Source organism: Streptomyces sp. SID14478, assembly GCF_010548525.1.
Taxonomy (GTDB): Bacteria; Actinomycetota; Actinomycetes; order Streptomycetales; family Streptomycetaceae; genus Streptomyces.
Map to the genome: position 1 here is coordinate 1 of NZ_JAAGMG010000438.1, position 6,938 is coordinate 6,938.

7 protein-coding genes are annotated in these 6,938 nt (G+C 72.2%); 2 read left to right on the forward strand and 5 right to left on the reverse strand.

What is annotated here, in order from left to right; genetic code table 11:
• Window positions 1-270: 270 nt before the first annotated feature.
• Both G3I40_RS14845 and G3I40_RS14850 read right to left on the reverse strand, forming a co-directional pair.
• Entirely contained in the window at window positions 271-618 is a 348-nt protein-coding gene (locus G3I40_RS14845; RefSeq protein ID WP_164302645.1) for an SH3 domain-containing protein, read from the reverse strand.
• Window positions 619-823: 205 nt separating this feature from the next.
• Window positions 824-1,561 carry a hypothetical protein gene (locus G3I40_RS14850; protein WP_164302646.1) on the reverse strand — a complete coding sequence of 246 codons (738 nt, stop codon included), beginning with the start codon at window positions 1,559-1,561 and terminating at the stop codon, window positions 824-826.
• A gap of 77 nt (window positions 1,562-1,638) precedes the next feature.
• On the opposite strand from G3I40_RS14850, the gene G3I40_RS14855 reads away from it, so the two are divergent.
• Both G3I40_RS14855 and G3I40_RS14860 read left to right on the forward strand, forming a co-directional pair.
• Entirely contained in the window at window positions 1,639-2,103 is a 465-nt protein-coding gene (locus G3I40_RS14855; protein WP_164302650.1) for a GNAT family N-acetyltransferase, read from the forward strand.
• 82 nt (window positions 2,104-2,185) lie between these two features.
• Window positions 2,186-3,286, forward strand: coding sequence for a substrate-binding domain-containing protein (locus tag G3I40_RS14860; RefSeq protein WP_164302647.1), 1,101 nt, complete (start codon window positions 2,186-2,188; stop codon window positions 3,284-3,286).
• On the opposite strand, the gene G3I40_RS14865 is transcribed toward G3I40_RS14860, so the two are convergent.
• From G3I40_RS14865 to G3I40_RS14875, 3 genes are all read right to left on the reverse strand, one after another.
• Window positions 3,273-5,753, reverse strand: coding sequence for a polysaccharide lyase 8 family protein (locus tag G3I40_RS14865; protein ID WP_164302648.1), 2,481 nt, complete (start codon window positions 5,751-5,753; stop codon window positions 3,273-3,275). The two genes, G3I40_RS14860 and G3I40_RS14865, sit on opposite strands and share 14 nt — an antisense overlap.
• 103 nt (window positions 5,754-5,856) lie before the next feature.
• Entirely contained in the window at window positions 5,857-6,420 is a 564-nt protein-coding gene (locus G3I40_RS14870) for a DUF1097 domain-containing protein (protein ID WP_203644082.1), read from the reverse strand.
• Between the two features lies 1 nt (window position 6,421).
• Window positions 6,422-6,938: amidohydrolase family protein (locus G3I40_RS14875; protein ID WP_164302649.1), on the reverse strand; the 517-nt coding region annotated here is incomplete at its 5' end.

The following is a 6,938-nucleotide window of genomic DNA, read 5'->3' on the forward strand; positions in this document are numbered from 1 at the left end:
CCGGTCGGCGCGCCGGTGGCGGTCCCGGCCACGGCGAGCGCGACCAGTGCGGCGAGCGGCACCCCCACGGCGACGGTACGGCGGACGCGGCGCGTGCCGGGGACGAGCGGGGACATGGGGCCTCCAGGGCGCTTGACCGGTGAACTGCGGGGTGACTGCGCACACGTTCGACGCCGTGATGGAACTCCCGGTGACGGCAGGGTGAATGGGGGCGAACGCAGAAACGGCGCCTCCCCGTGGGGAAGGCGCCGTGGCCGTGCGGGGAGGTGTTCAGCAGTGGTTGGGCACGTTGCCCTTGTCGTTGCCCTTCAGATAGACGGCGCTGACGTAGCCGGTGCCGCCGCTGTTGAGCTTGAGCCGGACCCAGTTGCGGTTGCTGATGCCGTGGTCGTTGACGAGGTCCCCTTCGAGCCAGCACTCGCCGGTGTAGCTGTAGTTGGGGTTGACGAAGCTCACGACGCGTTCGCCGCGGGCCGGGCCTGCGTGCACGTCTCCGTGCGTCCAGGCGACGACGGCCGTGTCCGCGAGTGCGGGTGCGGCGCCCAGAAGGGTGGCGGACAGGAGTGCCGCGCTCGCGCCGCCGAGGGCGAGCGCGCGTCGGGTGGTCATGGAGGCCATGTGTTCTTCTCCCGTGGTGATCGGATCGCTTCCGGTCGTGTCCTCGGGTGCGGCGAGGACGTGATCCACACTTGCGGAGGGCACGACCGCGTTCAATCGCTGATCAGGAGGAGTGCGCGGATCGGTGTTCCCGGCGCGCGAGGCCGCGGCGCGGGTGCGCCGGTGGCCGCTGCACCCCTTTCGGCCAGCCGAGACGTCCGACCGCTCAGACCTGCCCGGACTCCCGCAGGAGCGGTGCGAGGGACCTCGCCAAGTCCGGTTCCGTCACGGCGAGTTCTGCCACGAAGGCGTCGGAGGCGGCGCGCAGCGCCCGGCGCAGCTCGGCCTCCTCCAGTGACCGCACCAGCGTTCCCGTGAGGGCGGACGTCACCTCGTCCGGCAGCAGGTGCGCGCCCTTCGCGTACGCCGCGGGCAGTCCGAGCCGGGTGCAGGCCAGGGCGAGCACCTGCCCGCGCAGCGCCCCGATCCAATGCTCGGCCTGCCAGAGCCTGCCGCGCTCCACACACGCGCGGGCGTGCAGGGCGTGGTGCCAGCCGAGCCCGGCGAGCTGCCCCTGCTCGGGCGGCGACGGCTCGCGCGCCGCTCCCGGGGTCCCGAAGACCGTCCGCCAGCTCGGCCCGCGCGGCGCGAACTCCTCCCGCGGGGCGAACCCCAGATCCACTTCCAGGCCGCCGGGCAGCAGGAACACGCGGTAGACCATGGCCCCGGCCGCCAGGTCCCAGTGGTGCAGTGCCCCGAACTCCGCGTACAGCAGCCCCGTCCAGTGCTCCACGGTGTGCGGGACGTCGCTCCGCACGCCCAGCACCAGGTCGATGTCCGACCAGCGGTCGCCGCCGTCCAGGGCGTACGAGCCGGTGACGGCCGCGCCGGTCACGTCCGGATCGGCCTCGGCGAGTGCGAGCAGCCGGGTGCGGACCCTGTCCCGTTCCTCGATGGTGAACATCACGCGACGTTAGATCATCCGGGCCCGATGGACGCTGAAATACTGCCGAAGTGAACGACAGTACGAACCCTGCTGCCCTGCCCGTCTGGGCGCTGCGGCCCGCGCGCCCCGACGACGTCGAGGTCATCGTCGAACTGCGCGCCGTCGTGATGCGCCCGGACCTCGAACGGCTCGGCCGCTACGACCCGGACCGCGTGCGCCGGCGCTTCCGGGACGCCTACCTCCCGGATGTGGCCTGGATCATCGAGGTGGAAGCGGCGTTCGCCGGGTGCGTCGCGCTGCGGCCCGACGGGGACGAGCTGTGGCTGGAGCACTTCTTCCTCTCGCCCGCGCTGCACGGACGCGGGCTCGGATCGGCGGTCCTCGCCGCCCTGCTGGAGCGGGCGGACGCCGAGTCCCGGGTCGTCCGGCTGAACGTCCTGCGGGGCAGCCCCGCCCGCCGCCTGTACGAACGGCACGGTTTCCTCCTGGAATCAGAGGATCCGGTCGATGTCTTCATGGTGCGCAAGCCCCACTCCGGCCCGCCGTACGGATCGTTCTGAGCGCAAGCGATCGATACGATGACGCGGCCGCCGCCGACAGCAGGCGGATCGTGGCAGGGAGCAACGGGGAGGGGCCTCACTCATGCGGCTGCACGTCGACCGGCGCCACGGGCGCGTCCTGGAACTGCTGCGCGAGCGCGGCACCCTGCGCGTCGCCGACCTCGCCCGGGAACTGGGAGTCTCCCCGGTCACCTTGCGCCGCGACGTGGAGACCCTCGCCGCACAGGGCAGGCTGCAGCGGCTGCACGGCGCCGTGGTGTGGCCGGGAGAGACGGGCGAACTCCCGGTGAAGGTCGGTCAGTTGAAGGAGGGCGCCGTCGTCGGCATGGTGGTGCCGACGACCGAGTACTACTACGCGGACGTGGTGCGCGGCGCCCGCGAGGCGGTGGAGGAGCGTGGTGCGCGCCTCGTCGTCGCCCTGTCCCGGTACCTGCCCGGTGAGGACTCCGTCCAGGTCGACCGGCTGCTCGCGGCGGGCGTCGACGGGCTGCTCCTGACGCCCAGTTGGGACCGTGGCGTACCGGGTCCCGGCGAGGGGTTGAGGATCACCGAGCGCCCCGTGCCGATCGTCCTCGTCGAACGGTCGGCGCCGCACGGGCACCCCGCCGCCGCCCTCGACCGGGTCCGCTCGGACCATGCCCACGGCGCCGCCGAGGCAGTGCGCCACCTGGCCTCGCTCGGCCACCGTTGCGTCGTCCTCGCGGCCCAGGAGTCGCCCACCAGCGTCCGGCTGCGACGCGGCTACGACGCGGCCGTGGAGGCCCTCGGCCTGCGCCCCGCCCCCGCGTCGTCCCCGGCGCGACAGCCCCCGGCCACCGAGGCGGAGCGGTTCGAGCGGACCTTCGCGTACCTGCGCGAGGCCATCGAGGAGCACGGCGCGAGCGCCGCGATCCTGCACAGCGACGCCGACGCGATCGTCCTCGTGCCGCGGCTGCGGGCGCACGGCGTGCGCGTTCCCGAGGACCTGTCCGTCATCACGTACGACGACGAGGTGGCGGCCCTCGCCGATCTGCCGCTGACGGCGGTCGCACCGGCCAAGCGGACCGTGGGCCGGCGCGCCGCCGAACTGCTGCTGTCCCGGCTCACCGAGCCGTCAGGAACCCGTGAGCCGGGACAACACATCGAGATTCTCCCGGAGTTGCGCATCCGGGCCTCGTGCGGCGCGCCGCTCAGCCGAGCCTGACGGTCACCTTCTGCGTCACGCCGCCGGTCGTGCTCAGATCGCCGAACGTGAGCTTCAGCTCCCGTCCCGGCCGGGCGGCGGTCACCGAACCCGGCTTCGACGTCACCGACCTCACGGGGCGCCGCCAGGTCAGCGTGGCCGCCTTCACCGCGCGGTTGGGATCGCTGACGGACACCGTCGCCGTACCGTCACGCTTCTCGCGGATCTGCACGATCAGCGGGGCGTCCACCGTCACCTTGCCGACCGTCCCCGGCTCCCAGAACGTCACCGCGGTGACACCGAGCGACGGCACCCGAACGCCCTGATGTGCAGCGGAGTTGGCGGTCACGTCCAGCCAATGACGGTCCAACGCCCGGGCCGCGGTGCGCAGTTCGCTCGCTCCCGGCATCAGCATGTAGGCGTACGAGGCATCCGTCGGGTCGGTTCCGTGGTCGGCGAGCAGGGACACGTACCGGCGCGTCACGGGGTCCTTCGCGCCGCCGCCGTTGATGCTCTGCCAGGTGCCGGTCCGCTCCTCGCGCAGCGCCGTCAGGGACGTGCCCCCGGGGAAGACGTAGCCGCCGTGTCCGGCCACGTGAGCCCAACGGGCCCGCGGGAACGCCGCGTTCCACGGGTGCGCCGTCGGCTGTGTGCGGCCGTCGACGCTCAGGCGTGCCGTGCCAAAAGCCCCCAGGTTACGGGTGTCCAGGACGCTCTCCACCCCGGCGCCGTCGGCGCTCGTGATGCCCGCGCCCAGGCACACCACCGTGTCGTCGAGGAAGAACCAGGACTTCTTGGCCTTGAGAGTCGAGGACAGGCCGCGCGTGTCCTGCGCGAGCGCGGCATACGTGCCGTCGGTCGCGCCGCCCACCCAGGTCGTGTCCGGGCGCGCCGCACCCCACGCACCGCCCTCCGCGTCCGCGAGCTGCTTGCGCGAGACCGTAGTGCCGGGCAGCCGGTAGGGGTCCACGGTCGGCCAGTAGCCGTCGCTGTACTGGCCGCCGCCGGCGCTGTCGCCCTCGGCCCACCAGTACAGCATTCCCGAACCGGTGTGCCAGCCGCGGACGTTCTCGCCGTTGCCGTTCTCGTAGAACGTGATCGCCTTCGAGGACATCGACACCGACGCCGTGAACCGCTTCGTGCGGTGCGTGGCCCGTGCCATCGAGGGAAAGAGGCGGTGCCCGGTCGGCTCGGCCGCCGGCCGCACGGCGGAGTCGTCGAGCACGGCCGTGACCCTCGAGAGCGCGGCCACGCCGAGCGTGCGGCCCGAGGTCACGTCGCTGTAGCGGTCACGGGTGAACCAGCCCTTGGCGAGCGCCTGCCAGCGCGCGTTCTCCTCGTCGCTCGCGCCCTGCCCGAGCAGCAGGACCGACGCGATGATGCCGTGGCCCCGGGAGTGGTCGTCCTGCTGGATCTTCAGCGGGTCGGTGGCGACCAGGCCCCGGCTGATGGCGCGGCCCGCCACGTTGTCGAGGGACAGGCCGTCGTGCAGGAACGGCGCGTAGGCGTCCTCCACGGAGTCCAGGAAGATCTGCCGCCCGCTGTCCGTGATCGCCCAGGTGGAGTCGCCGAGCAGCGCGAACAGCTTGCTCAGGCCGTCGATCAGGACCGCGCCGTACGAGCCGGTGTACGGGACGTAGGTGTGCTGGATCAGCGAGCCGTCCGCGTAGAGGCCGTCGCCCGAGGTGACGTACGGGAAGACGGGCGCGATGGCGTCCCGGGCCAGCGCGACCTTCGCCGCCGTGCCGTCGAGGATGCCGCGCAGTGCGAGGACGCGGCACAGGTCGATGCGGTTGGCGCCGGTGCTGGTGCCGGTGTACTCCGCGACCAGGGAGTCCGGCACGAAGTGGTCGACCGCCTCGACCGCGGCCGTCAGCTGCGCGGTGCTCAGGTGCTCGTACATCAGGACCGCGATGTCGAGCAGCCGCTGCGGGGCGCCTATCTGGAAGTTGTACCAATTCCCGTACTGCGCCTGGGTCGCGTTGAAGACCTGGGTGCCCAGGTGGTCGACGGCCGTGAGGACGGCCGTCTTGAGGGACGCGTCGCCGGTGAGGCCGGTGCCGGGCTGGCAGAAGGCCTCGGCCATCACCCGCACCCGCTCGTAACTGGTCTGGATCTTCTCCGAGTAGGCGTACGACTCGGTGTCCGTGTCGGGATCGGGGTCGCCGAACACCGCGTCCGGCCACAGCGAACCGTCCGCCGGGGCCATCGTGTCGCGCAGCCCCTTCGCCTGGGTCCCGAGCGTCGCGAGCTTGGACTTGAACGGTTCGGCGGTCGGGCTGAACCCCTCGCCGAGATACAGGGTCCGCCACTTGGCCCGCAGCGCGGCGAACTCGTCGCCGGCCGCCGCCGCGCCGTCCCCGTCGGCGGCCACCGCCCGGTGGGGGAGTCCGACGGCGAGTACGGCGCCGGCGGCCGCGGTCGAGGCGAGGAAGCCGCGACGGGACCAGGAGGGGGCGGGTGCGGACGGGGACGACTGCGACGTCATGAAGGGCTCCGGGATGCTGGAGTGACCGCTGTGAGTAAGCGGTTTCTAGCACCCGTTGAATCAAACGCTCAAGAGGATCGGCCAAGTTGAGCGTTTTGATCGTTCAGGAGGCGTCGTGTACGGGGAACGCGAGGCGGCGCGACAGATAGGCGTAGACCGGGCCCAGCGCGTTCATGGCGACCACGCACACCCACGCCGCCCACGGGTTGCCCGCGTCGTAGCCGAACCCTCCGAAGAACGTCGCGAAGTAGCTCGCGAAGCCGAAGAACATGCCGGGGATCAGGGAGAAGAGCTTCAGCCGGCCCGTGTACATGAGCGTCGTGTTGACGACGAGGATGCACACCGCCCCGAACGCGTTCTGCGCGAACTGGCCGTCGCCGAAAGTGGTCCCCAGGTGCTTCTCGAACACCACGATGACCAGCGCGTACGTGGAACCCACCGGCATCGCGAGCCACAGCCGCCGCGCGTTCGGGAGGTTCGGGCCGCCGAGCAGGAACGTACCCGCCCATGAGATGAAGATCGCCCACGGCGGCAGGTGCAGTGCGGTGCCGCCGACGAACGCGGTGGTCGCCGCGAGCACCGACGCCACGACCTCGTGCGGTATCCGCTCGCGCACCGCAGGCGCGTCGGTCACGGTCGGGTCCACAGGAGTGGTCGTCTCGGTCATCTCATGCCTCCATGCCCGCGACGAGCGTGTCGTCGAGCTCCGTCGTGAACACCGAACGGGCCACCACGCGGCCCGACTTGACGACCGCGGTCCGTACCGGACGTTCCAGGAGCACGGCGTCGTGGTCCCGGGTGTCGAGCACCACGAGGTCGGCCACCGCGCCCTCGCGCACCCCGTAGTCCGCCTCCGGGATCCCGATCACCCGCGCCGCGTCGTACGTCACCATGCGCAGCACCCGGCGCAGGTCGGACGGGCCCGACAGGTGGGCGAGCCGCGCGAGCAGCAGCGCCGTCTCCAGGACGTCACCGGTGCCGTACGGGGTGAAGGCGTTGCGGATGTTGTTGGTGGCGCAGGCCGTGAGCACGCCCGCCTCCCACAGCTCCCGCACGGGGGCGAGGCCGCGGCGCACGGCCGTGTCGTCGCCGCGGCCGCCGAGGAAGAGGTCCGTGGCGGGCAGCGGCACGACCGCGACACCGGCCGCAGCCAACTCGGCGAGGACGGCCGCCCGTTCGGCGGGC

What these genes read in the sequence shown, in the direction of transcription:
- G3I40_RS14845 (WP_164302645.1), bottom strand. Translation starts at nt 618, where the DNA reads ATGGCCTCCATGACCACCCGACGCGCGCTCGCCCTCGGCGGCGCGAGC.
- G3I40_RS14850 (WP_164302646.1), bottom strand. Translation starts at nt 1,561, where the DNA reads ATGTTCACCATCGAGGAACGGGACAGGGTCCGCACCCGGCTGCTCGCA.
- G3I40_RS14860 (WP_164302647.1), top strand. Translation starts at nt 2,186, where the DNA reads ATGCGGCTGCACGTCGACCGGCGCCACGGGCGCGTCCTGGAACTGCTG.
- G3I40_RS14865 (WP_164302648.1), bottom strand. Translation starts at nt 5,753, where the DNA reads ATGACGTCGCAGTCGTCCCCGTCCGCACCCGCCCCCTCCTGGTCCCGT.
- G3I40_RS14870 (WP_203644082.1), bottom strand. Translation starts at nt 6,420, where the DNA reads ATGACCGAGACGACCACTCCTGTGGACCCGACCGTGACCGACGCGCCT.